At 36.1% G+C, this 1566-nt stretch carries 1 rRNA gene and 1 pseudogene; both read left to right on the top strand.

What is annotated here, in order from left to right:
• Positions 1 to 104: 104 nt before the first annotated feature.
• A pseudogene (locus tag ACFSR0_RS06535) lies at positions 105 to 590 on the top strand (sensor histidine kinase); the annotation flags it as partial.
• A gap of 580 nt (positions 591 to 1170) precedes the next feature.
• Positions 1171 to 1566 (top strand): 16S ribosomal RNA (locus ACFSR0_RS06530); the annotation flags it as partial.

Raw genomic sequence — 1566 nt, 5'->3', positions numbered from 1 at the left:
TTCTGGAAAAAGTCATCTGCTGCGTTAGCACAGTTTCTTTTTTACAAATTTTAGAAAAAATAAATTAACTGAAAATTCAAATATTTTTTATGCAACACCAGTGAGATGTCCACTATTCAAATGAAGTCTCTAAAGCAAAAGAAGTTGTGCATCAAGTGTACAATAATTTTAAAATGCTGTACCCAGAATTTCAATTTACATTGGACGATGATTTAGAAACTGAAAAAATTGTCAAAATTTATCGCAATCATTTTGAGCAAATTCTAATTATCATTATGGATAATGCCGTCAAATATTCAACTACTCGTAAGGAAGTGCACGTAACTGTCTCTTCAAGTAAAAAAATGTTAGAAATAGCCATTCAAGATTTTGGAGAGGGCATTAAGGAAGAAGACAAAGATCGAATATTTAATCGCTTCTTTCGTGTTGATAAAGCACGTGCACGTAGTAAAGGTGGAAACGGATTGGGTTTGTCCATTTCGAAAAAATTAATTGAAAATTATAAAGGCAAAATATCCGTTGAAAGTATTGTTGGCCAAGGAACAATTTTTCGTATCTATCTTCCAATTGCTGAAAATCTAGAAAAATAAATACTTTAATAAATATCCGAACAATTAATGGGATTTCTGATTATTGAAAGAACTATTCAATGCAAAATCAGCTAAACCTGTATCATGCTATTTGGTTTGTTCGGATATTTATTTTTTCATTCCATTACCTGCTGAGAAACGATTGTTTCTAAATTAAAATTGCCCAAAAAAATAACATTTTTGTATTGATTTTCCCAAACATTCTTGTTATATTATTCTTTGTTGTCAGTCCCATTTACTTTATACGGGAATAATAAAGGATAAGTAATTTATCCTAATTATTTTCATAAAAAGGGTTGACGATGATCGCTATTTTTGATAATATAGGGAAGTCGTCAAATGGTAACTGTTGTTTTTTAATGAAAAGATAGCAAAAATAATAGTTGACAAAAAAGCAACAAGGTGTTATGATATAAAAGTTGCTACGGCAGCAAAGTAGACCTTTGAAAACTGAACAAAGTAAGCAAACGAACCAATTGTGTAAGGTGTTTCTATTAAATTAGAAGCAAAAATACATGCAAGCAAAAATGCGAGCAAAGTCAACAAACAGAGCTTAACAGTCGCAAGACTGAATCAAATTTTTTATGAGAGTTTGATCCTGGCTCAGGACGAACGCTGGCGGCGTGCCTAATACATGCAAGTTGAACGCTTCTTTCTTATCGAACTTCGGTTCACCAAGAAAGAGGAGTAGCGAACGGGTGAGTAACACGTGGGTAACCTGCCCATCAGCGGGGGATAACACTTGGAAACAGGTGCTAATACCGCATAATGCTTTTTCTCACATGAGAGAAAGCTGAAAGGCGCTTTTGCGTCACTGATGGATGGACCCGCGGTGCATTAGCTAGTTGGTAGGGTAACGGCCTACCAAGGCGACGATGCATAGCCGACCTGAGAGGGTGATCGGCCACACTGGGACTGAGACACGGCCCAGACTCCTACGGGAGGCAGCAGTAGGGAATCTTCGGCAATGGACGAA

It is taken from the genome of Enterococcus camelliae (genome assembly GCF_042685105.1).
Classification (GTDB): Bacteria; Bacillota; Bacilli; order Lactobacillales; family Enterococcaceae; genus Enterococcus_G; species Enterococcus_G camelliae.
Note: the sequence above shows the minus strand (reverse complement) of the source record. Positions and strands in the feature narration are given on the sequence as shown.